This window comes from Rhizobium sp. BK313, assembly GCF_014193655.1.
Classification (GTDB): domain Bacteria; phylum Pseudomonadota; class Alphaproteobacteria; order Rhizobiales; family Rhizobiaceae; genus Rhizobium.
The window spans coordinates 809,715-832,683 of record NZ_JACHZQ010000002.1 but is presented as its reverse complement, the minus strand read 5'-3'; the positions used below and the strand labels follow the sequence as shown (position 1 = coordinate 832,683).

Below are 22,969 nucleotides of genomic sequence, written 5' to 3'. Positions count from 1 at the left end.
TGCGGGCGCAAAGGAGACAAAAGTGGCTGTCATAGAACTTAGCAACATCCGTAAATCCTTCGGTTCGCTGAACATCATCGGCGGCGTCGACCTGCGCATCGAGGACGGAGAATTCGTGATCTTCGTCGGCCCGTCGGGCAGCGGCAAGTCGACGTTGCTGCGCCTGGTCGCCGGGCTTGAAGAGGTGACGTCGGGCAACATCCTGATCGACGGCGAGGATGTGACGGACCTCGGGCCGGCCGATCGCAGCCTTTCCATGGTCTTCCAATCCTATGCGCTTTATCCGCACAAGACGGTGCGCGGCAACATGGCTTTCGGGCTGGAAGTCGCGAGGACGCCGAAAGCGGAGATCGAGCGGCGCGTACAGGCCGCCGCCGCCTCGCTTCGGCTTGAGACCTATCTCGACCGCAAGCCGAAGGAACTCTCCGGCGGCCAGCGCCAGCGTGTCGCAATCGGCCGCGCCATCGTGCGCGATCCCGTCGCGTTTCTGTTTGACGAGCCGCTGTCGAACCTCGACGCCGCGCTCCGGGCCGAGATGCGCATCGAAATCGCCAAGCTGCATCAGCGGCTGGGCGCGACGATGATCTATGTCACCCACGATCAGGTGGAGGCGATGACGCTCGCCGACAAGATCGTCGTGCTGAAGGACGGTGCGATCCAGCAGGTCGGTTCACCGATCGATCTCTATGAAAGGCCGGCTAATCTTTTTGTCGCCCAGTTCCTGGGATCGCCTAAGATGAACGTCTTCGATGCCGCGCATGTCAACGGCGGACTTCGCATCGCAGGCACAGGGCACCTCGGTCTTCCTTCCGCACAGGCCGACATTGCGAAAGTCGGCGCGCGGCCGGAAAATATCACGGTCGCTGCCGCCGGCCAGGGCAATATCGACGGCAAAGTCGATGTGGTCGAGCGGCTGGGATCGGACACCTATGCCTATATCGCACTTGGCGAGGGCGAGCTGGTTACCGTGCGCCTGCCCGGCAATGCGCGACTTTCGGTCGGCGAAACGGTGGGGCTGGTACTGGACATGGCCGAGCTCCATCTTTTCGATGCGGAAGGCAAGGCCTGGCGAAGATTTAGTCGCGATCTCGCCTAGTCAGACACAAAAGCACTCGGGTGGAGACCACGCGTCGGCAAACTCAACCCGACGAGCTTCTCATCTTAATGCTCGGTGTTCAAAGTCCGTGTATCCAGCGCAGTATCAGCATAAAGCCCCGCTCCATGAGCTGCCCGGTCCAGCTCCTCGCGAAAATCGGGGTGGGCCAATGCGATCAGCGCCCTTGCCCGCTCAGCCACGGACTTTCCCTTGAGGTTCGTCCATCCATATTCCGTGACGACGATATGCGTGTCGTTGCGTGATGTCGTCACCGGCCCTGTCAAAGCCGGAACGATGCGCGAGAGCGTGCCCTTCGCCGCCGTGGCGTGACAGGCGATGATCGACCGCCCTCCACGCGAAGCATAGGCGCCGCGCACGAAATCGACCTGGCCTCCGGATGCACTGAACTGCCTGCCATTCATGAATTCCGAATTGCACGCGCCGTTCAGATCGATCTGCAGCGTCGCGTTGACCGACACCGCCCGGTCGTTCCGCGAAATGACGAAAGGGTTGTTCACATAGTCGACCGGATGGGCTTCGACATCCGGATTGTTGTTCAGGAAGTCGTAAAGCGATTGATCCCCCAGTGCAAAGGTGAAGATTGACCGCCCGACATGCGTCTGCTTGCGGCTGTTGTCGACCACGCCCGCCTTGACCAGATTGGCGAGACCCACCGTCATCATTTCCGTATGGATGCCAAGGTGGCGATGATGCGAAAGCCGCGAGCACACCGCATCCGGCAGCGCGCCGATACCCATTTGCAGGCAATCACCATCTTCCACGAGCCCCGCGACGATCGCACCGATGGCATCGTCGACTTCGTTGCGTGGCGCAGGCGGCAGGATCGGCAGGCTGACATCGTTTTCGACCAGCGCCGTTACGCTCGATACGGGGATCATGCAATCGCCCCGCACATAGGGCATCTTGGCATTGACTTCGAGGATCAGCCGAATTCCTGGCTTCCGCGATACTGTGAGCGCATAGTCGGTGCTGGCGCCGAGGCTGAAATTGCCGTCCGCATCCATCGGCGCAACCGTTGCAATCAGCGTATCTACCCCGACGTGCTCGACCAACGAGCGCGGCACCTGACTGAAATGGCAGGGCACCAGGTCGACAGCGGGCAATGCCTCCGCCGATCGCCTCTGGTCGAGCGCTCTCTCCACGCCTCCGTGAAAATAGCTTATGGGGATGATCCGGTGGCGCAGGTCGAAATCGAAGACGCTGGTGCCCGCCACACCGGTACAAAGGAGATAATGGAGCCGTACATTGTCGACGGCTCCGGCCCGGGCCTGCTCGGCAAGTGCCGCAAGAATGGCGGGTGGCTGACCCGCGGCTATCGGCATCGCGACCTTCGCGCCCGAGGGGATCATAGTGACCGCCCTCTTTGCGGATGTCAGCCGTTCGCGATACAGCGTCTGATAGATCGTGGTCATTGGGCCCTCCTCCCAGTGCACTTTTCAGTACAAATCAGCATCCATATCCATGATCACATCCTCACCGGCATTTGCGACCGTTGCGGGCGCTTACGTCTGCCGCAGAACACGCTCTATAAAAAGCGCGCAACACTCCCATTTTGCAAGACTGGACGCGCATTGACGTGGCCTTCGAGTGAGATCTCGTAAGGCAATGCGTTGTACGCAGGTTTAGGATCAGGCCTGCCAAGAGCTAGTTGAGCTGGGCAGTGGGTCATGCTGCGTGGCGCGAACGACCCGTCGCTGGAATCGACGGACGCTGAAGGTTCTTGCGGTTCATTGGGATACGATCCAGTCACGGACCCCTTCTATGGAATGGAAAGCCTCGGCGGCGTAGCTTCGGACATCGGGAAGTGCGGCGTGCGCCATCTCGGCGAGTGCATGGCCAGGTCCGAGATCGAGGGCGTGCGTCACGCCGAATTCGGAAAGAACCTCAAGCGTCGTGGCCCAATCGATTGGAGACGCGACCTGCGCAGCAAGCTTCGCTGTTGCGGTTGTCGCGGCGACGACACGTTCGCCGTCACCTCCGGCCAGCAGCAGGCGACCGGCGGTCGGTCCACCGGATGTTGCTGCGGCGAACGCTTGCCGTAGCGGAGCGACCGCCGCTGCGAGAAGCGGGGTGTGGGAGGCGATTTTTACGGCGAGAAGATCGGCGCGCATCGCGCCAGCCGACAATGCCTCTGCGCAGAACGCGACGACATCGGTTTCAAGGCCGCCTATCACGAAGAGATCGCCTGGATTGATGATGGCGATAGAGCAATGATGCTGTTCAGCCAGACGCTGCACCACTGGCCGGCGCAGTCCGCGGACATAGCCCAGCCGGCCGCCGAACCCGCCGGCGGCGTTCATGGCGCGGGCGCGCTCATCCGTAAGTCTCAGCGCGGTCTCGGTGGTCCAAACTCCCGCGATACTCCAGGCGGCCATTTCGCCAACGCTATAGCCGGCGACAGCGAATTGGCTGGGCAGGATATCCCGAATGCAGGCGTAGATCGTCAGCGTCGAGGTTACGGTGAGTATCTGGCTCATGTGGTTGTCCGCGAGCCGATCATCCGAATTGCCGTGGACGAGTTCGCGCGGATCGCCTCCGAGGAGTTGGGTTGCCTCCTCGAATATCGCCGCCGCCTCCGGCCGGTCGCCGACAAGATCGAACATATTCGCGGACAGCAATCCCTGCCCGCCACAAAGCAGAGCTAGCATGATGTCTCCCACCGATCGACGAACAGCGCCATGGCCAGCAGGTCGGCGCAACCGCCAGGGCTGAGATTGCGGGCCGTGAAGGCCTGGTGGATCGAGGCCGCCCGAACCTGCCAGTCCGTGTGGGCAACGCCGCCTTCCCGGAGGAAAGTCGCGGCTTGTGCCTGTGCGAAGGTCAACCCCTCCACGCCACCCCGATGCAGGAGATTGGTATCTTCGACGGAAGCGATCAGGGCCATGCAGGCATGGACGCGTGCGGCCTCCTCGCCGCAAGCGGCGGCCCGGCCGGTTCGCAGCGCCGGCAGGGCGATCTCGTAGACCGATGGCAGGCCCTGAGCCGCTTCGGCGCGAGCGCCGCCGGCACCATAACGCCGAGCCGCATTGGCGCCGTGGCTATGAAGCGAGGCGGGGCCAGACAGGATTGCAGGTCCCCATCGCTCGGCGATGATAGCACCGAGAGCGCGGCGGATGCCGTAGGCCTGCCGAAAACCGGCTGCGGCGGCAAGAAGACCGAGGCCGAAAATTGCGCCGCGATGCGTGTTCACCCCGCCGGTCGCAGTCAGCATGGCCTGTTCGGCGGCAATGCCGATCGCGCGCAGTCGATCCATGCCCGCGCCCGCGGCACCCGCCGCGGCAAGATCGGTGAAAAAGGGCGCAAGCGTTTCCGCGCTGCGGATCAACAATGCAGCGTTCATGTCGCGATGCGCGCCGTTGTCGATGTGGCTGACAAGGCCGGGTTTGGGGTAGGTTTCGACTTCCAGTCGGAGGCAGCGTGCGGCAAGGCTGCCGATCTCCTCGCTGCCCAAATTCGGCAAGGGCGCGGAGTGATGAAGGGTCGCGGCGATCATTGCATGCTCCCCACGAAAAGATCCACGCGGGGAACGGCTATTACACCATGCAGCGTCTTGACGAGAACGCCATCCGCGCCGGTATTTCGCAGTTCCCGCCACTGTACGGCGCCCACGGCGCTATCGATCTCGCCGTCGATGCGCATGGGCGATATCCGCTCTATGGCCGAAATGCCCTCAAGCAGTGAGTCGATATCGCCGTTGGTCGGCAACCGCCAGAGCAGGTCGAGGTCCGAGCCAGCGGAAAGGTAAGGCAATCCCGTCAGATATTGCCAAGCCAGGCTGCCGAAAGTCCTTACGTTCGGATCAAGGCGGATCAATCGATCGATGCTTGCGTGCCAGGAAACGGGCGCGGATACCACGGCGTCCGACAGCAATGGCGGTGGCTCGGCGGCCAGGATATCATTCCGATCGAGCGTTAGCGCAATGCGGCGCTTGCCCTGTGCCGGCGGCAAGGGAAGGCCGAGAGAGATAGTCTGTGGCGTCTCATCACAGAGAGCTCGCCGGACGACAAGCGGAAAGCCGGCGTCGGCCCATCCCGCGACGAGAGGTTCATTCGCCAGATCAGGACGCTGCATCATCAATGCGGCCCATGCGCGAGACGAGGGTTTTACCATGGTGTGCCGCCGGAAGATCTCAGGCATGGGAAGATTCCTTTTCGACGCGCTCAGCAATAGATGCCGCCTTTGGGCGCCCGCCCCGGTCTTGTCCCAGACGATCGCGTGCGTCGTTGCTGGCCGACTCCGCCAGAAGTGCGAGAAACTGCTGGGCGAGAGACTGGTCGGGATTCCATACGGCGTGAATGGCTCCGGTCTGAGCCAGATTTTCCAGTCCGGGCGCGAAAACCGGCGTCGTTGCGGCCTTTGCCTTCAGCACCTCGATCGGGAGCTTGGTGACACGCGCCATCGAAGGGAGATCCATCACCGCCGGGTGTGCACCAGGAAGTGCTACGAGTGTGCCGGTCGCAAGAGCGGTAGCGATGAAGGCTCCGGCGGCGCTGCCACCATATAGCAGGCCTATGGTACGATGGCCCCGTGCTTGCGCCAACAGCAGCGTCTTTGCCAAATGGGCCAGATATTCGCTGAGGCCGAGCAATTCGTCGCGCCGGCTCATTCGCTGGCTGGAGGAATCGATCAGCACAAGAATGGGTGCCGTGTCGTCCTGTCTGATGATATCCAGAACCCGGCCCGCGAGGATGAGCGCCCCGTCACAGCCGAGCGGGCTTTCGTCGGCGATACCGATGACATGAACCGGGGTGGTGTCGATGGTTCCACGGCCGGCAATCAGATTGTCCGCGATAGCAACTTCATGACCGGCGGGGAATAATGAGGCAAGGATATCAGCGAGCGTCATTGGCCGTCTCCCTCTTGTCTGTGCTGCGGCTCAGAAAATCGTTGGTTGCAAGGCTGGGAATTTCGGCCGGTTTGCTGACGCCAAGCGCTGTCCAGATATCGACGGCGTCATGCGCCTTGTCGAAACGATGAAGGCGACGTTCGAGACGCTGCTGCTCGGCCTCCAATACATCGATATCGAGCCGGCCTTTGCCAGCAAGCGCCAAGAAGGCTGCGTCTCGAAACGCCGGAACGTCGTCATCGACGAAGGCATCGGCGCCGCCGATCAGATAGCGGTGCTTGCCGCCCATCGTGCGCCAGACAAGGGCGCGGTCGCGTGAGTCAAACTCCTCGACGCCCTTGTTCGTCTCAATCACTTCGGGACCGCTGACGCTGATGCGTCCCTGTTCCGAAACGATCAGCGCGGTACAGCATCCGGCGATCAAACCGCCGCCGCCATAACATCCAGCGCGGCCGCCGATCAGGCCGATGACTTTCACGCCAGCCATCCGCGCCTCAACGAGTGCGCGCATGATTTCGGCTATGGCGAGTTCACCTGCATTGGCCTCCTGCAGCCTGACGCCGCCGGTATCGAACAGGATCAGCACGTCTTGGCCAAGCGCCCGCGCCGCGCGGAGAAGGCCGGTGAGCTTGGCGCCATGCACCTCGCCGAAGGCGCCCCCCATGAAGCGCCCCTCCTGGGCTGCTATCAATAGGGGCCGCGCTTTGATAGTGCCGCGACCGACGATCATGCCGTCGTCGAATTGTTCCGGGAGATCGAAGATTGCCAGATGCGGACTGATTTCGCGCTGTTCGGGGCCAATGAATTCGACGAAGCTGCAGGGGTCGAGAAGCGCAGCGACGCGCTGACGAGCGCCTGCCTCGTACCAACTATTTGCGGATGTCATGATTCACGCTCCTCGAGCAGACGAACGCCTTGAGCGAGGCGGAGGGAGACCATGTCGGGGCGTGCTCCGCCGTCGTTGATGGAGATGTGCAGGCCGCCGGCGGGCCGTTGCGTCACGAAATCGTCGATCACCGCTTCCCAGACCGCCGCAAAGCCGTGCGCCGCCGTGGCGACATCGATTTTGCAGATATCCGCCGGCAGACGCCGCTCGATAAGGACTTCCAGATTGCCGGAGCCGACGACTCCGACGATGGCGCGGTCACGCGTTCCGGCTGCGGCGCTTGTCGCTTTCATTGTGAAACTGAGCTTTTCCATAGGCTGATCTTCCTCATCACCAATTTCGGAACCGGCTCGGAGGCTGGTAAAGGCCGCCCGAGGCGAGCATGAGATCCTTGATCGAACGCGCAGCCAGCATGCGGCGGTCGGCTTCGAGCGGATCGATGCCGAGATCCTCCGGGCGGCGGATGACGCCGCGCTCACGCAGTCGTTCGACCATCTTGCGGTCGCGTGCCCGGCCGACATCCGTATATCCCGCGACACCACGGATCGCCTGTTCGCGCTCGTCCTTGTCGCGGCAGAGCAGGAGATTGGCGATGCCTTCCTCGGTGATAATATGTGTGACATCGTCGCCGTAGATCATGACAGGAGCCAGATCGAGATCGAGCTTGTCGGCGAGCTCCAGCGCGTCGAGCTGTTCAACGAACAGCGGCACGTTCTTTTCGCCAAAGGTCTCGCCGATCTGCACCACGAGCTTGCGTCCACGGCGCAGGCTGGGCAATGCGTCAGGATCCGCATCGGCGCCCGCCTTCAGCCAGGGTTCGCTCGGATGACGGCGTCCTCGCGGATCGGACCCCATGTTTGGCGCACCGCCGAAGCCGGCGATGCGGTTGGCCGTGACCGTCGAGCTATGGCCCTGAAGGTCGATTTGTAGCGTCGAGCCGATAAACATGTCGCAGGCATAGAGTCCTGCGACCTGGCTATAGGCACGATTGGAGCGAAGCGATCCATCCGGACCGGTAAAGAAGATGTCCGAGCGTGCTGAGAGATAGTCTTCCATGCCGACCTCGGAGCCGAAGCTGTGGATCTGCTCGACCCACCCCGCTTCGATCGCCGGGATGAGACTGGGATGCGGATTGAGCGCAAAATGCGTACAGATCTTGCCCTTCAGGCCGAGTTTTTCGCCGTAGGTTGGGAGCAGCAGCTCGATCGCGGCGGTGTTGAAGCCGATGCCGTGGTTGAGGCGCCGAACACCGTAAGGCGCGTAAAGTCCCTTGATGGCGAGCATCGCCGTCAGAATTTGTGTCTCGGTGATCGCGGCCGGATCACGCGTGAACAGGGGTTCGACATAGAACGGCTTCTCCGCTTCGACTACGAAGTGGACGAGGTCTCCAGGGATATCGACACGCGGCACCTTGTCTACGATTTCGGCTACCTGCGCCACGACCAACCCGCTTTTGAAACTGGTGGCCTCCACCACGGTCGGCGTATCTTCGGTGTTCGGGCCGGTATAGAGATTGCCGTCGCGGTCTGCACTGACGGCGGCGATCAGCGCGACTTGCGGCGTCAGATCGATGAAATAACGGGCGAAGAGTTCGAGATAAGTATGAACGGCGCCGAGCTCGATCTTGCCGCCAAACAGCATTCGCGCGATGCGCGCCGATTGCGGCCCCGAATAGGAGAAATCCAGCCGCTTAGCGATGCCTTTCTCGAACACGTCGAGATGCTCCGGAAGCACGACGCCCGACTGTACCATGTGAAGATCATGGATTTTGCCGGGATCGAGATCGGCAAGCGCCTTGGCGAGAACATCGGCCTGCTTCTGGTTGTCGCCTTCCAGGCAAACGCGATCGCCGGGCCGGAGGACGGCTTCAAGAAATCGCGGAAGGTCGCCCATGGCCACCTTTTTGCCGGAGGCATATCGCTGGCCGGCATCGCGTCGAAGCGCGAGTGCCTCCTTTTGTGTATTCCAGTTTGGCATTTCCGGTGCTCCATGTATGCAAAATCTGGCGTTCTTCATTTCTATGTATACTTAAACGCAGTGGCTGTCAACAATTGCATGCCCATTGGGTTTATGTTAGCTGAATATGCATGCGATATGGGCGCTTTTGCAGGTGTTTGCATACAGCCGCTGCGCGGCCGCTCCATAATGCGACCGCATGGAAGACCGGGAGATTGCGAAATGATGAGTGGATTTGAGGGCGAGGACGATGCTGATGATCGGGGCCTGCTGTCCGACCGTATTCGCAATGCCCTGACGGACGAGATCACGTCGGGCGTGCTGGAGGCGGGTGCGGCGCTGGATGAGCAGCAATTGGCCGATCGTTTCGGCGCCTCGCGGACTCCCGTTCGGGAGGCGCTACGTCAACTGGCGGTCAGCGGTCTCGTCGAGATGCGTGCGCGGCGCGGAGTTATCGTCGCGCGCATGACGCCCGAGCGCATCATGGACATGTTCGAAACATCGGCCGAAATCGAGGCGATGTGCGTAAGGCTGGCGACTTATCGTATGACGCCGCTTGAGCGAAGCCATCTGATCGAATTGCACGATCTCTCGTTGCCGATGGTCGAGGAAGGTGATTTCGACGCCTATGATGCGTTCAATCGCGAGTTCCACGAAGCTATCTATCGCGCCACGCATAACACATTCCTCGCCGAACATGCGATAGCGGTGCGCACCAGGCTCATTGCCTTCCGGCGCACGCAGCTTCGACAGGGTGAACGTCTCCGCCGGTCGAGGGACGAGCACGATGCGATCATGCAAGCGATAGCGGAAGGCGATGGGGAGGCGGCATCCCGGCGCATGAGAGCACATATGCTCAATGCCGCGACTGCGCTTCGCCGCTATATAGAGGCTCACTAGTCTACGTCAGTATAGCGGAGGGGCGCAAAAACCCGTTCAGCGCGCCGGTTTCCGCGTTGCGAACCGCCTCGCCAACACCGGTTACGGTCGGCTGTGGCAAAATGACCGAGCTTTGCTGGTCCAAAATCGGGGCAAGGTCTCGTACCGTCGCGATCAAAGCGAATGGGACGATCGCATGAAGCTCACCAAAATTGAAAACCTTGAAGCGCACGGATCATTTTGACGGTCCAGAATGTCAGCTTGAAAATCTATTTTGCGACATTCAGATAAAAGCCGTCGACGCCGAGAAGGTCTGTCGCAACTTTGCTGAGGTGGTCGCGCATTGCCACTTCGGCTGCAGCTGGCTGACGTTCGACGATGGAATCGATAACGGCTCGATGCTCGACGTAGGATCGCTCTGCTCCGTCATGCTCGAAATAATATTCGCGCACATGCTTCCAGTCCGCCTTCTGCCTGACGCTGATGATCATTTCGAACATCGACAGGAAAAGCGCATTACCGGCGCAATTGACGATCTTGCGATGAAAAGCGATGTCAAAGGTCTCGTAGGTGCGTGCATCCTTGGCAGTTCGTGCGGAATCGGCAAGTCTTGTGATCGCTTCAATATCGGCCTGCGATGCGCGCAAAGCGGCGCGGCGCGCGAGCAACGGTTCAATCGCCAGCCGCGCTTCGATCGCTTCAAGTGGATTCACGCGATGTGCAAGCCGGGCAATCTCCTGTTCACCCAGCAATGTGTGCGATCCGGCGGCGAATGTGCCCTGCCCTTGACGCCTCCAGACCGACCCCTCTTTCTCCAAGGCGTCGAGCGCCTCGCGAACTGCCCGCCGCCCGACACCCAGCATGGCTGCGAGTTCTCGCTCCGGAGGTAACCTCAGATTGTCGTAATCGCCTGCTTCAAGACGCCGCCGCAATTCAGCCAGCGCAATATCCTTGGGTGCTTCTTTCTGCATTATCTCCTCGCTATGGCCGATACCTTTTGGAACCATATTCAAATATTGGTTCCAAATCTACGATGAACTTGGGTACTTCCAGCCCTATTTTCTTAAGTGCGGACTTACCTGGCTTCTTTTTCCGAAAATATTTTGCCGCACCTTTCATCAATGTTGAGCGCCTTTTCGGCCCAATTATGCATTTTCTCCACGATTCATGATGGAATTAAATCGATTCGAGAAGATCTGGTGCCGATTATTTGGGCGGATCGCCCACAAATTGGCATTGAACCATGTCTGATACCAATTCACAAATGGTTTGCAATTCTTGAAACCCACTGCTAGCTTTCTGCGCATAGGATCGGCGTGACCAAAAACTGGGCAACCTGATTGGTGAGCCGCGCCGAGCGTACGGTACAGCAATACATGGGAGTGAGTTTATGGCGGGCAGCAGCACGGCAGGACAGGTGCGCGATCTCGGATCATCGCGCGACTATTACGGGTACGGTCCCAATCCGCCACACCCACATTGGCCCGGAGAGGCCCGCATCGCCATCAATTTCAACCTGAATTTCGAGGCTGGCGGCGAACGGTCGTTGCTCGAAGGTGACAACCAGTCCGAGGATATGCTTACCGACATCGGCTTTCCTGCCTATTACGGCGTGCGCAGCCCGATCGTCGAAACCGTGTTCGAATATGGTCCACGCGTCGGCGTCTGGCGTTTACTTCGAATTTTCAAACAGTTCGATATCCGCATCAGCATTCTCGGCGTCGTACGCGCGCTTGAGAAATGCCCCGAGGCTGTTCAAGCATTTCTCGCGGATGGGCATGAGATCGTTAGCCACGGCTATCGCTGGATCGATTATCACAATATGAGCGAATACGAAGAGCGCGAGCATGTGCGCCTCGCCATCGAGGGTATCAAAAAGATCACCGGCAGCGCACCCGCCGGCTGGTTCAACGGCAGACCGAGCGCCAATACACGCAAGCTGCTCGTGGAAGCCGGCACCTTTCTCTACGATCGTGACGCCCTCAACGATGAACTGCCCTATTGGGTGGAGGTTGACGGCAAGCAGCACTTGATTGTGCCCTATTCGCTGGAAACCAACGACAACCGTTTTGACCGCAACACTGGCTTTGGCAGCGCCGACGATTTCGCGCGATACATGATCGATACGTTCGATCTGATGTACGCCGAGGGCGCAGACAATCCAAAGCTGATGAGCATAGGCATACACGACCGGCTATTGGGTCGCCCAGGAAAGGCGGTCGGTCTGATCAAGTTCCTCGAGCATGTGAAGAAACACGACCGCGTCTGGTTCTGCACCGGGCGCGATGTCGCCGAACATTGGCATCGGCATCATAAGCCCTGAGACCTCAATGCCAAATGCCTGACGTGAAGTGCATTCCCATCGAAACCCGCAACCAGGATGTCGAATGATGAGAGTCTTCCAAGGTTTGAAGCGAATTATCTACATATGTACGCTGACGCTTACCGTCGCTTTCGGCACGCATGCGGCGATGGCTCAAGAGGCAAAATGTCATCCCGAACAGCTCGCGACGAAATATCCGAGCCTCGTCGGCAAAACGATCAAGATCGCGACCGACGGTGCGACGCCGCCTTATAGCATGCGCGATCCGAACGATTTCAACAAATTGATCGGGCTCGACAACGATATGGCTCACGCGGCCTTTGATTGCATTGGCGTGCCGGTCGATTTCATGATTGGCGCCTGGTCCGGCCTGCTGCCGGCCGTCATTGCCGGTCAGGCCGATGTTATGTGGGATACGCTTTATTATACGCCCGAGCGCGCGAAGGAGGCGGATTTCGTTATCTATCTCCGGGCGGCCACCGGTGGGCTCGTCCAGAAAAACAACCCGAAAAAGATCAAGTCGCTCGACGATGTCTGCGGGATTCGTGCGACCGCGGGCCTTGGCAGCACCGAAGAGGCCGTCTTCCGCGATCTCTCGGCAAAATGTGTCGCGGCCGGCAAGGCGGCGATCGAAATCGTCACCTTCCCGGATATCCCTGCCGGTTCGCGCCTCGTCAAGAATGATCGCGCCGATCTTCTGATGATCGACCTCGGTCTCGTCAACAGCTTCATCGCCGCGGACCCCGATTCCTTCGATTTGGCTTTCTCGATCCTCACCGACTACAAGGTCGGCGTTGGTGTCGCCAAGAATAACAAGGAACTCAGCCAGGCCATATTCGATGCCTTGAAGATCCTTCAGGCCAACGGCACCGAAGAAGCGATCTACAAGAAATACAATTTCGATCACAAGCAGGCACTGCCGACCGAGATCCTGACGCAATAGGCGCCGGGGAGGATTTCGGCTGTAGCGTCCGCAAGGCGGGGCCGCCCCCTCCCGCCTTGCGGATTTCCACGGAGAGGAAGAGCCAGATGCCTAGTGTTTTGAAAGAGCTTGCCGGCTATGTGGTCGAGCCGTTCCTGCTGCAGGGCGCGGTCACCGCCATCGAGATCGCCGCGGTTGCCATGGTCGGCGGCATCATCCTCGGCCTCGGACTGGCATTGATGCGGCTGTCGCGCGTCGCTCCGGTGCGATGGATCGCCTGGTTCTATATCTGGTTCGTCCGTGGCACGCCCCAGCTCTTGCAGCTGGTCTTCCTCTATGATGCCCTGCCAATCATCGGAATCAAACTCGATACTTTTACGACCGCCGTCGTCGGCTTTGCGCTTAACGAGGCTGCTTTCAGCGCCGAAATCATCCGCGGGGGCATTCTTTCGGTCAATCGCAACCAGTCCATCGCCGCATCCGCCTTCGGCATGCCACCGCTCCTGACGTTGCGTCGCATCATCCTGCCGCAGGCCATGCGCGCTATCCTGCCTGGAATGGCGAACGATACGATTTCGATGATCAAGGGCACCTCGATCGCCTCTGTGATCTTCGTCAACGAATTGACGTTCCGCTCGCAACAGATCGTCGGCCAGAACTTCAAGTTCTTCACCGTCTTTGCCGCGGCCGGTATTATCTACCTGGTGATGACCAGCGCGATTGCGGGCATACAGATCCTGCTGGAACGCCGCTTCAATTTCGAGCTGGAGCGCAAGCCGGCCGACGGCAACAGGCTGTTCGGTTTCAATTTCGGTCGCGCGGCTACACCGCCCCCGGCTGCCGCGATCGGCAAACCGGTGAAATCCGGTGCCGTCGTGCTCGATCGCGAATGGCTGCAGAGCCTTACGAGTGGCGCCGGCAATGGCGACACGGACAGCGGTCCCTTTGTGATCGGTCGCAATCTCTGGAAATCCTATGGCGACCGTGAGGTTCTGAAGGGCGTCGATTTCACCGTCAATCGCGGCGAAGTCGTCGTCATCATGGGACCCAGCGGCTCCGGTAAAAGCACGTTGTTGCGCATGGTCAATCACCTGGAATCGATCGACCAGGGAGAAATCCTCGTCGGCGGCAAACATATCGGCTACGAGCGCGTGAACGGCGCCTTTCGGCCGACGGGCGATCTTGCTTCCGCCCGCGCCAAAGCCCGCATCGGCATGGTGTTCCAGCATTTCAATTTATTCGATCACCTCACGGCTCTGGAAAATGTGATAGAGGCGCCGACCCGTGTTCATCGCGAGGACGCAGCGAAGGCGCGCGAAACAGCGATGCGGCTGCTGACGATGGTCGGCCTCAGCAACCACACCGACCACCTGCCCCATCGCCTTTCGGGCGGCCAGCAACAACGCGTCGGCATTGCGAGGGCGCTTGCCATATCGCCACGGCTGATGTTGTTCGATGAGCCGACTTCAGCGCTCGATCCCGAACTCGTCGGCGAGGTGCTCGCCGTGCTTCGTCAACTCGCCGACCTCGGCATGACGATGATCGTCGTCACCCATGAGATCGGTTTTGCCCGCGACGTCGCCGATCGCGTCATCTTCATGGACGAGGGCGGCATCGTCGAACAAGGCAAGCCCTCTGAGGTGATCGGCAATCCAAGGCACGAACGCACGCGTCGTTTCCTTCGCCTTGTCGAGGAAAAGACCGAGGAAGCAGAAGTCGTATCGGCCTAACGGACAAGACAGGGAAGAATGCATGTGTATGGATCACGACAGCAACCCAAACCTGATATGTGAAGCCGTTTCCGGAGATGGTGCGACGGTCAAAGGCCGGCATGCGTTTCTGCCGGCAAACGCCGATACCGTGCACTGGGGTTACTTCAGCAAGAATATTGTCCCGAAGATCGAAATCGACTCGGGCGATTATGCGACGATTGAAGTCCTGACGCATCATGCCAATGACGACGCCGAACGGATGATCGAGGGCGATCCCGGAGCGGAAAGCGTCTTCCATTGGACCAGGGAGGGAAAAGCCGTCATCCGACGCGGCGCGGGCGATGGCGAGGATGGCGAGGGGCTTGGCGTGCACATATGCACGGGCCCGGTGTTCATTCGCGACGCTGAGCCTGGAGATGTTCTCGAAGTCCGCATCCTTGATGTCCGTCCGCGTCCGGCCGGTCTGCCGAAATATACCGGCAAGACTTTCGGCAGCAACGCTGCAGCCAACTGGGGTTATCACTACAACGATCTCTTGACCGAGCCAAAGCCACGCGAGGTGATTACTATCTACGAAGTGGATTCGACCGGCGCGCGCAATTGGGCCGAGGCGGTCTATAATTACCGCTGGGTGCCGCAAACCGATCCCTTCGGCAAATCTCATCCCACCATCGACTATCCCGGTGTACCAGTCGATCATTCGACAATCGAAAAGAACTTCGAGATCTTAAAGGGTGTGCGAGTGCCGATCCGCCCGCATTTCGGTGTGATTGCCGTCGCCCCGAAAGAAGCTGATATGGTGAACTCGATTCCGCCCGGCTATTTCGGCGGCAATATTGACAATTGGCGCATCGGCAAGGGCGGTACCGTCTACCTTCCCGTCTCGGTCGAGGGTGCGCTTTTTTCTGTCGGCGACTCGCACGCATCCCAAGGCGACGCCGAACTCTGCGGTACGGCGATCGAATGCTCGTTAACCGGCACCTTCCAGTTCATCCTGCACAAGCGCGACCGGCTGGCAGGCACGCCGCTTGAAGGCCTCGACTATCCGTTGCTCGAAACGGCGAACGAATGGGTCGTGCACGGCTTCAGCTATCCCAATTATCTCGCGGAGCTTGATGTCGAAAAAAGAGGCCAGGTCTTCACGCAGTCCACGCTCGACAGCGCCATGCGCGACGCGTTCCACAAGATGCGGCGCTTCCTGATGGTGACGAAGAACCTGAGCGAGGATGAAGCAATTTCTCTGATGTCCGTCGGTGTCGACTTCGGAGTCAGCCAGGTGGTCGACGGAAATGTCGGTGTCCATGCCATACTTCGCAAGGATATGTTCCTCGCATAGAGCTTCCCTTTTGAAGCCATTGCCGGGTACCCGGCGCAGGAACGCGAGTGGATGATCGCGCAATGTCAATCCCGTAGTCCTCGACGTAAGTGGGGCAGATTTGGTGGCAGCGAATGGCAAGATTTGCGGACAAACCTGTGGAACCGCCAAACGTCGGCTTGTAGGCAGGTGTTTTCAGTTTGTTTTCTGATCTTCAAAACTACGGGGTCAGGACAGCTTTAGCCGCAAGTTCGAGCTGAGTGTCGATGCCACTCCTCAATTCCTCCCGCGAAATAGGGATAGACTTGTCGGGCTGTATACCGACTCCTTCGAATTGACCCCCATCGGGAAAATACTCGCGCTTTGTCGACACTCTGAACGACATTCCGAATTCGGGGAATTGCACAAAGTATGGCTGCCCGGTCGATCCAAACGTAGGCTCGCCGAGCACGAGGCCCCGGTTGCCGTCCTTGAAGCGCAAAACGAAGTCCTCGCATGCCGAAGCGCAGCCCCCATCAACGAGCAGCGCTATCTTTCCCTTCCAGGCGTCTGGCAACTGGTCTGCTCTATCCGGACCGTAGCGCATCATCGTGGTTGGCAGAGCCGAAATGCCGCCGTTGAAGGAGTTGGAAGCATCGTTCATCGCGATTGTCATAGGAGTGGCGACCAACGTGCCCTGATAGGGTGTCGTCATAATAGCGGAAAGTAGCTTGCCCGGCGAGCTGCCTCCGGTGTTGTCGCGCAGATCGAGAAGGATGGCACGCGCGTCTCCCGCAGCTTGAATGGCCGCGATCGCAGCTTGCTCATATTTCGGATCTGCAAAGCTTGGGATGCGGATCACGACCAATCCATCTGGACGCCGGACGGTTTCGACCTCCTTTGCAAGCGTGAAACCTCGTTCCGGCCCGCTATATGACGCGTTCAAATCGACTGGCACTTGCCGGCCGTCATCCGTACCAATCGTGAAGTGCCTTGGAAACAGAAAGGGACGAAGCCAGGTTGCCCGATCGAGCGCCGTTTGGCTGGATGGACCGATATGTTCGCGGATGGGCTCAAGCCAATCATCGGCGGGTTTGTCGTCAATCATGGTCACCACGTCGCTGGGATGCAACTCAGGCATTCTCGACCGCACGACGGTCCAGCGACCATCGATCCGCATTATCGTGAACGGAATTGTTCCTGCCTGTTGCCGCAATTCTTCGTCATTGAAGGACGTATGGCCATTCCGCAGGCTTGCGAACAATCGCATTGTTGCCAGGGAAAAATCCTTCCGGTCGGGGGCTGCTATAGCCTCGGCGAGATAGGCACGGTAACGGGCCTCGAAATCATAACCGGCGGGCAGGGCTTCCGCATGGGCAAAGTAGCGCTTGACCACGTGGTAGACCATCGCAGCGATATAGGCACGATCTGCGACATCCGGATCACGAAACTGGGCCGCATGGGTGGCCTCAACGCCTCCTATGGCCGTTGGTGCTAAGGGTGACAAGGTCGAGCGTCCACCGCATTGAAAGGTGACAAAAGTGATCGGAGCTTCATTATGCCCTCTGATTGCATGGTCCAGATTAGTCGTATGTCACCTGTTGTCGGGGCATAAAACAACAGGTTCACGGAGGTTTGACCAAGAGCGTACTTCGAACTGCGCTGGCCGAAATAAACCGGCAGATCAGAGAATGGCGCAAAGAGCATTATTGAGCGAGACATGGTGGCAACAGGCGATAACCATCCCGGATGATGAAAGGGCGATTGCCAAGCACTACACGCTGGACCGCCGGGGCACGGTTGTGACTACATCCGAAAAACGACCGCCCCGCCCGTCAGGCCAGCCCCGGCTGCCGTCAACAGCAGCGTCTCGCCCTTAGCGAAACGCTTGGCGCCATTCGCAACCGAGAGCGACAGCGGGATGGTGGCAGCGGAGGAATTCCCGAAGGTTTCGATTGTGCGGACGACCCTCGCCGGATCGATATCGAGATTGCCGGATACCGCATCGAACATGCGCGCATTGGCCTGATGGGGAATAAAGCGGTCGATGTCCGCCGAGGCGATCCCCGCCTGATCAAGCGCCCGCGCAGAGGCTCCGGTCATCAAAGCGACAGCGCGGGAGAAGACTTCGCGGCCGTCCCGCATGGTCATCAGAAACTCCTCCGCTCCAATTCCCGTGGAAAAGGGCCGGTTGCTACCGCCAGCCGGTATGTGGATCAGATCATAGCCACCTCCATCCGAAGTGAGATCGGCGGAGAGAAGACCGCGCTGGCGATCCCGATCCGGCACGAGCACGACGGCGCCCGCCGCATCGGCGAAGAGCACCGCACTCGCCCGTTCGGCGAGATTGATGCGGCGGCTGAGGATATTGGCGGCCACCACCAGGACGGCGCGGCCATGGGTGCGAACGAAGCCATCGGCGAGGGTGAGTGCGTAGAGAAAGCCCGAGCAGGCGCCGGCGAGATCGATCGCACCGGATTTTTCGAGGCCCAGCCGATGAGCGACGAGCGGCGCCGAGGGCGGCAGGAGATGATCCGGTGTCGAGGTCGCAAGCAACGTCAGGGCAATCTCGTCGCGGGCAATCTCAGCATCTTCGAGGGCCATTTTCCCGGCCGCGGCGGCAAGGCCGCTCAGCGTCTCGCCATCTTCGGCCCAATGGCGCGACCGGATGCCGGTCCGGCGTTCGATCCAGCCTGTTTCGAGACCGAGGCGCGCCTCGATCTCCGCATTGTCGATACGTCGCGCCGGAACAGCATGCCCGAAACCGGCTATGCGGGAGGAGCCGCCTAACATCAGCGCGCACTCCCCAGAACGATCGAGGCTACCTCGTCGATCGCATCATAGGCGTGGCCAAGCTCATCCGCATTCACGCAATAGGGTGGCATCAGATAGACAACGTTGCCGAGCGGACGAATGAGCAACCCGCGTTCGCGAAACAGTTTTCGCATGCGGGGACCGGCCTCGGCGAGATAGCCGCCAGATGGCACGATCAGATCGAGTGCCGCGATCGTCCCGGTCTGACGTATGTTGGAAAACCGTTCGTCGCCCTGAAACCGTTCGAGATTCTGCCGGTGCAGCGTTTCAAGATTTCCGATCCGCTCAAGGACCGGCTCGCTACGCCAGATTTTAAGATTGGCAACGGCGGCAGCGCACGCAATAGGATTGGCGGTGTATGAACTCGAATGGAAGAAGGTCTTGCGCCGATCTGTCGAGAGGTGTGCGTCGAAGATGTCGCTGGTGCAGAGGGTTGCCGCGAGTGGTAGGGCACCGCCGGTCAGGCCCTTGGACGTACAAAGAATATCTGGCGTGACATTGGCCTGCTCACAGGCAAACATCGTCCCCGTCCGACCCCAGCCGGTCATCACTTCATCGGCGATGAACAGGCAGCCATGGCGTTGGGCGATCTCTTTCAGCCGGGCAAGCACGCCGGCATCGTAGATCTTCATGCCGCCGGCGCCGAGAACCAGCGGCTCGATCACCAGTGCAGCTACGCGGCCCGAACGGCAGAAGGATTCGAACATGTCGAGCGTCCGCTGCTCGTCGCCTGCTCCCGGGAACGGAAGCCGGTCGACGCCGAACAGCAGCGGCTCATAGGCGGCATTAAACACACCCCGTTCCCCGGTCGACATGGTGCCGATCGTGTCGCCATGATAGCCATGCTCCATCACGACGACGCGGTCGCGCGGTTCTCCCCTGTTGTGGAAATAGCCGAGCGCCATCTTGAGCGCCACCTCGACAGAAGTTGAACCGCTGTCGGAATAGAAGACGTGCTTCAATCCAGCCGGCGCGATCTCGACCAACCCCTCAGCCAGCCTTTCGGCCGGTTCATGCGAGAATTCGGCAAAGATGATCTGGTCATAGGCCTCTGTCGCAGCACGGATCGCCTCCATGATCGCGGGATGCCGGTGGCCATGGGTGATCACCCACCAGGACGAGATCGCATCGAGAATGCGATAACCGTCCTCATCGATCAGATAGGCGCCGTCCGTCGAGACGATGCGTTTCATCGGCGATTCCAGCGCGTGCTGGGTGAAAGGATGCCAGATGGCCGAGCGGTTCATGCGGACATCTCCGCGAAGGAAGCGAGATCGAAATGGTCCCGGAATGCCTGACAAAGCGTGACGGCGTCGATGACTGGAAGTCGCGGCAGCCGGCCAAGTGAACGGACACCGCTCATGTCCACGATGATGCGTTGCGTCTCGTGGTTTTCGTCACCGATGAATGCAATGCCTGATATCGGGATGCCGCGGTGCTTCAACGCTTCTAGCGAGAGCAGCGTGTGATTGATCGTGCCGAGCGAGGTCCTGGCGCAAAGGACGACCGGAATTCGCCAGCGGGCAAAAATGTCTGCAAACAGGAGTTCTTCAGTCAACGGGACCAGAAGCCCTCCTGCCCCTTCGATCACCAGCGGACCGTCGATGTCTGGCAGGACAAGCCGGCCTGGGTCGATCGCGACACTGTCGAGACGGGCCGAAAGATGCGGCGAGGCGGGTGTCGAAAGGCGATAGGCCTCCGGTACTATGCGCTCCGGCAACACGCCCCCGAGCCGCGCCACAGCCTCGCTGTCGGTCTCGTCATCCAGGCCGGACTGCACGGGTTTCCAGTAATAGGCGTTCAAAGCGCCGGCAAGTGCAGCGGAAAACACCGTCTTGCCGATACCGGTATCGGTCCCGGAGACGACGAAGCGGGGGATCATGGCCTATCCTTCTCGATTGCGACTGCCAGCCGCTGGATCATGTCCGCGATCTGGTCTTCGTCGACATTCAACGTGATGGAAATCCTCAGGCGCGCCGTACCTTCCGGCACGGTTGGCGGCCGAATTGCCCGCACGTCGAAACCTTCGGCATGCATCCGGTCTGCGATGCGGAGCGAGCGAGCATTGTCGCCGATCATCACCGGCAGGATCTGCGAACCGCTGGGCCTGACACCCAAAAGGGAATGCAGGCGTTCACTCGCAAAATTCTTCAGTTTCTCCAGCTCGGTTCGCCGCTCGGGCGCGTCGACGATCATGCGCAATGCCTCCCGCACGCCAGCCGCCATTAGCGGAGACGGCGCAGTCGAATAGATGAAATTGCGCGCGCGATTGACCAGATAGTCGGCGAGAACCGTCGGCAGGCCGAGAAGCGCGCCGGACACCCCAAGCGCCTTGCCGCAGGTATGCAGCATCAGAACATTGCCACGATTTTCCAATCCAAAGGCGATGCCACGGCCGCCGGGGCCGAGCACGCCGGAGGCATGGGCTTCGTCGACGACGAGAAAACCGTCATGTCGGTCGGCGAGGTCTGCAAGCTCGAAAACCGGCGCCTTGTCTCCATCCATAGAGTAGAGGCTCTCCACCGCAATCCACGGGTGACCCTTGCCACCATTCCGTCGCCACTCGCGGATCGCGCGATCAAAGGATTCGACGTGGTTATGGGATACGGAGACCGATTGCGCCTTGCTGGCGGATATGCCGTCATGGGCACTCGCGTGGATCAACGCATCGTGGACGATCAGGTCGCCGCGCTGCGGCAGGGATGAGAAGAGCGCTACATTGGCTGAAAACCCGCTACCGAAATAGAGAGCTTTCTCGCTTCCGAAAAAGGCCGCCGCTTCCGTTTCCAGAGCCTCATGTTCGGCATGGTTGCCGCGCAGCAGCCGCGAACCACCCGCGCCGGCCGGCACGCCGCTTTCGATCGCTGCGGCAATGGCCGCTTTCAGGCGGGGTGCATTGGCGAGCCCCAGATAGTCATTGGAGGTGAAGTCTACCCCTTGCTGCGGAGAGAGTGCGCGGAGCCGCGATTTGCGCGCAAGGCCGGCAAGCGTGGCCTCATAGCGGGCGAGTGCCGGCGAATTCACCGCGACGACTCCAGTTCCATCGGCTTCAAACCGAGCCTGCGGAAAAGAGCGGTGTCATGATCCTCGCCGGGATTGTCGGCGGTCAGCAGCGTGTCGCCGACGAAGATGGAATTCGCCCCAGCGAAGAAACAGAGGGCCTGCATTTCATCGCTCATTCCCGTGCGGCCGGCGGACAAGCGCACATGCGTAAGCGGCATCAGGATACGTGCAAGCGCGATGGTCCGCACGAAATCGATCGGGTCGACCGGCGCGGCGTCCGCGAGTTTGGAACCGGGAATCGGCATCAGCATGTTGATCGGCACGCTTTCTGGCGGCGCCGGCAGATTGGCGAGCGTCACCAGCATCGAAATACGATCCTCGGCAGTCTCGCCCATGCCGAGAATGCCGCCAGCGCAGACCTTGATGCCGGCATCGCGGACATTGGCAAGCGTCTCCAGCCGATCCTCGAAAGTGCGGGTGGTGATGATCTCCGAATAATAGCGCTCGGAGGTATCGACATTGTGGTTGTAGTAGTCGAGGCCGGCATCTGCGAACTGCGCCGATTGTTCCGGCGTCAGCATGCCGAGCGTCATGCAGGTCTCCATTCCGAGCGCCTTCACGCCTTCGACCATAGCGACCAACGCATTCATGTCGCGATCCTTGGGATTGCGCCAGGCAGCCCCCATGCAATAGCGGGTCGCACCGCCTTCCTTCGCCTTCCTCGCTTCCGCCAAGACACGCCCGACCTCCATGAGCTTCGATGCCTTGAGACCGGTCCGGTAGTGGGCGGATTGGCTGCAATAGCCGCAATCCTCTGCGCAGCCGCCGGTCTTAATCGAGAGAAGCCGGCTCATCTGGATGGCGTTTGGGTCGAAATTCGCGCGGTGAACCTGCTGAGCACGGAACAGGAGATCGTTGAACGGCAAATTATAGATAATTTTTGCTTCATTAAATCGCTGGGATGCTACCGTTGCGCGCTCATCGTGAGGCGGGCGGTCCACCGGTGTCATTTCGAAAGTCAATTGCGCCTCCATTCATCATACAAATAGATAGAATCGTATTTTTATCTATACTTTTAGAAAACGTTCGCACTTGCAACAACCTTATTCTCGAAAAGCTTGCTGCGGCGCAACTAAGGGAGGATATGAGCTGCAAGCCGCTGCCGGTGTATCGGATCCGGCATGCCCAACGAAGTCCAACACAAAGTTGCTAGGCGC

At 59.9% G+C, this 22,969-nt stretch carries 21 protein-coding genes; 6 read left to right on the top strand and 15 right to left on the bottom strand.

Going from position 1 to position 22,969, the window contains the following annotated elements; translation table 11 throughout:
* Positions 1-22 precede the first annotated feature (22 nt).
* Positions 23-1,096: an ABC transporter ATP-binding protein gene (locus tag FHT86_RS16110; RefSeq protein ID WP_133707786.1), complete on the top strand. Its 1,074-nt coding sequence runs from the start codon at positions 23-25 to the stop codon at positions 1,094-1,096.
* Positions 1,097-1,161: 65 nt separating this feature from the next.
* Here the strand turns inward: FHT86_RS16110 and FHT86_RS16105 are convergent, their stop codons facing one another.
* From FHT86_RS16105 to mdcA, 8 genes are all read right to left on the bottom strand, one after another.
* Positions 1,162-2,529: an acetyl-CoA hydrolase/transferase family protein gene (locus tag FHT86_RS16105; RefSeq protein ID WP_133707785.1), complete on the bottom strand. Its 1,368-nt coding sequence runs from the start codon at positions 2,527-2,529 to the stop codon at positions 1,162-1,164.
* Between the two features lie 315 nt (positions 2,530-2,844).
* Entirely contained in the window at positions 2,845-3,765 is a 921-nt protein-coding gene (locus FHT86_RS16100) for an acyltransferase domain-containing protein (RefSeq protein WP_133707784.1), read from the bottom strand.
* Positions 3,759-4,610 carry a triphosphoribosyl-dephospho-CoA synthase MdcB gene (gene mdcB / locus FHT86_RS16095; RefSeq protein WP_133707783.1) on the bottom strand — a complete coding sequence of 284 codons (852 nt, stop codon included), beginning with the start codon at positions 4,608-4,610 and terminating at the stop codon, positions 3,759-3,761. Before mdcB ends, FHT86_RS16100 begins: the two co-directional genes overlap by 7 nt.
* A complete protein-coding gene (gene mdcG / locus FHT86_RS16090) occupies positions 4,607-5,254 on the bottom strand; it encodes a malonate decarboxylase holo-[acyl-carrier-protein] synthase (RefSeq protein WP_133707782.1) in 648 nt (215 codons plus the stop codon). The genes mdcB and mdcG overlap by 4 nt, the downstream gene beginning before the upstream one ends.
* Positions 5,247-5,963 carry a biotin-independent malonate decarboxylase subunit gamma gene (gene mdcE, locus FHT86_RS16085; RefSeq protein ID WP_133707781.1) on the bottom strand — a complete coding sequence of 239 codons (717 nt, stop codon included), beginning with the start codon at positions 5,961-5,963 and terminating at the stop codon, positions 5,247-5,249. Before mdcE ends, mdcG begins: the two co-directional genes overlap by 8 nt.
* Positions 5,950-6,849, bottom strand: coding sequence for a biotin-independent malonate decarboxylase subunit beta (locus FHT86_RS16080; RefSeq protein WP_133707780.1), 900 nt, complete (start codon positions 6,847-6,849; stop codon positions 5,950-5,952). The genes mdcE and FHT86_RS16080 overlap by 14 nt, the downstream gene beginning before the upstream one ends.
* Positions 6,846-7,163, bottom strand: a complete 318-nt coding sequence (gene mdcC / locus FHT86_RS16075) for a malonate decarboxylase acyl carrier protein (protein WP_133707779.1) — start codon at positions 7,161-7,163, stop codon at positions 6,846-6,848. The genes FHT86_RS16080 and mdcC overlap by 4 nt, the downstream gene beginning before the upstream one ends.
* Before the next feature lie 16 nt (positions 7,164-7,179).
* Entirely contained in the window at positions 7,180-8,826 is a 1,647-nt protein-coding gene (gene mdcA / locus FHT86_RS16070) for a malonate decarboxylase subunit alpha (RefSeq protein ID WP_133707778.1), read from the bottom strand.
* Between the two features lie 201 nt (positions 8,827-9,027).
* On the opposite strand from mdcA, the gene FHT86_RS16065 reads away from it, so the two are divergent.
* Entirely contained in the window at positions 9,028-9,705 is a 678-nt protein-coding gene (locus FHT86_RS16065; protein WP_133707777.1) for a GntR family transcriptional regulator, read from the top strand.
* Between the two features lie 248 nt (positions 9,706-9,953).
* Here FHT86_RS16065 and FHT86_RS16060 read toward each other — a convergent pair whose 3' ends face one another.
* A complete protein-coding gene (locus FHT86_RS16060) occupies positions 9,954-10,655 on the bottom strand; it encodes a FadR/GntR family transcriptional regulator (RefSeq protein ID WP_166656836.1) in 702 nt (233 codons plus the stop codon).
* Positions 10,656-11,074: 419 nt separating this feature from the next.
* On the opposite strand from FHT86_RS16060, the gene FHT86_RS16055 reads away from it, so the two are divergent.
* The 4 genes from FHT86_RS16055 (at position 11,075) to FHT86_RS16040 (ending at position 15,977) form a co-directional block, all read left to right on the top strand.
* Positions 11,075-12,007 (top strand): polysaccharide deacetylase family protein, encoded by a 933-nt coding sequence (locus FHT86_RS16055; protein WP_133707775.1) that lies wholly within the window; start codon positions 11,075-11,077, stop codon positions 12,005-12,007.
* A 67-nt stretch (positions 12,008-12,074) separates the two neighbouring features.
* A complete protein-coding gene (locus FHT86_RS16050; RefSeq protein ID WP_166656835.1) occupies positions 12,075-12,950 on the top strand; it encodes an ABC transporter substrate-binding protein in 876 nt (291 codons plus the stop codon).
* Between the two features lie 86 nt (positions 12,951-13,036).
* Entirely contained in the window at positions 13,037-14,659 is a 1,623-nt protein-coding gene (locus tag FHT86_RS38485; protein WP_133707773.1) for an amino acid ABC transporter permease/ATP-binding protein, read from the top strand.
* A gap of 22 nt (positions 14,660-14,681) precedes the next feature.
* Positions 14,682-15,977 (top strand): acetamidase/formamidase family protein, encoded by a 1,296-nt coding sequence (locus FHT86_RS16040; RefSeq protein ID WP_133707772.1) that lies wholly within the window; start codon positions 14,682-14,684, stop codon positions 15,975-15,977.
* Between the two features lie 199 nt (positions 15,978-16,176).
* On the opposite strand, the gene FHT86_RS16035 is transcribed toward FHT86_RS16040, so the two are convergent.
* The 6 genes from FHT86_RS16035 to bioB all read right to left on the bottom strand — a co-directional run bounded on the left by FHT86_RS16035 (position 16,177) and on the right by bioB (position 22,762).
* On the bottom strand, positions 16,177-17,442 hold the full coding sequence (locus FHT86_RS16035) for a S41 family peptidase (RefSeq protein WP_246779528.1): 1,266 nt from the start codon (positions 17,440-17,442) through the stop codon (positions 16,177-16,179).
* Between the two features lie 299 nt (positions 17,443-17,741).
* Positions 17,742-18,728 carry a beta-ketoacyl-ACP synthase III gene (locus FHT86_RS16030; protein ID WP_133707771.1) on the bottom strand — a complete coding sequence of 329 codons (987 nt, stop codon included), beginning with the start codon at positions 18,726-18,728 and terminating at the stop codon, positions 17,742-17,744.
* The gene (locus FHT86_RS16025) at positions 18,728-19,996 is read right to left on the bottom strand and encodes an adenosylmethionine--8-amino-7-oxononanoate transaminase (protein WP_133707770.1); all 1,269 of its coding nucleotides are present in this window, start codon (positions 19,994-19,996) and stop codon (positions 18,728-18,730) included. Before FHT86_RS16025 ends, FHT86_RS16030 begins: the two co-directional genes overlap by 1 nt.
* On the bottom strand, positions 19,993-20,631 hold the full coding sequence (gene bioD / locus FHT86_RS16020; protein WP_133707769.1) for a dethiobiotin synthase: 639 nt from the start codon (positions 20,629-20,631) through the stop codon (positions 19,993-19,995). The genes FHT86_RS16025 and bioD overlap by 4 nt, the downstream gene beginning before the upstream one ends.
* The gene (locus FHT86_RS16015; protein WP_133707768.1) at positions 20,628-21,773 is read right to left on the bottom strand and encodes an 8-amino-7-oxononanoate synthase; all 1,146 of its coding nucleotides are present in this window, start codon (positions 21,771-21,773) and stop codon (positions 20,628-20,630) included. The genes bioD and FHT86_RS16015 overlap by 4 nt, the downstream gene beginning before the upstream one ends.
* Complete coding sequence (bioB, locus tag FHT86_RS16010) at positions 21,770-22,762, bottom strand: biotin synthase BioB (protein WP_166656843.1); 993 nt, start codon at positions 22,760-22,762, stop codon at positions 21,770-21,772. Before bioB ends, FHT86_RS16015 begins: the two co-directional genes overlap by 4 nt.
* Positions 22,763-22,969 lie beyond the last annotated feature (207 nt).